1 pseudogene is annotated in these 245 nt (G+C 64.1%); it reads left to right on the top strand.

Features of this window, described 5'->3' with window-relative positions:
* Positions 1–3: 3 nt before the first annotated feature.
* Positions 4–245: pseudogene (locus tag B2T33_RS02365) on the top strand (catalase-peroxidase); the annotation flags it as partial.

The following is a 245-nucleotide window of genomic DNA, read 5'->3' as shown; positions in this document are numbered from 1 at the left end:
GAGATGACCGACGCCGAGTCGTTCGAGCCACTGGAGCCGCTGGCCGACGGTTATCGCAATTGGCAGAAGGCCGATTACGTCGTCAGCGCCGAAGAAATGCTGCTCGACCGCACCCAGCTCATGGGGCTGACCGCGCCCGAAATGACCGCGCTGATCGGCGGCATGCGAGTGCTGGGCACCAATCATGGCGGCACCTCGCACGGCGTGTTCACCGACCGCGTCGGCACCTTGAGCAACGACTTCTT

Source organism: Thalassospira sp. UBA4513 (assembly GCF_002388495.1).
Classification (GTDB): domain Bacteria; phylum Pseudomonadota; class Alphaproteobacteria; order Rhodospirillales; family Thalassospiraceae; genus Thalassospira; species Thalassospira tepidiphila.
Note: the sequence above shows the minus strand (reverse complement) of the source record. Positions and strands in the feature narration are given on the sequence as shown.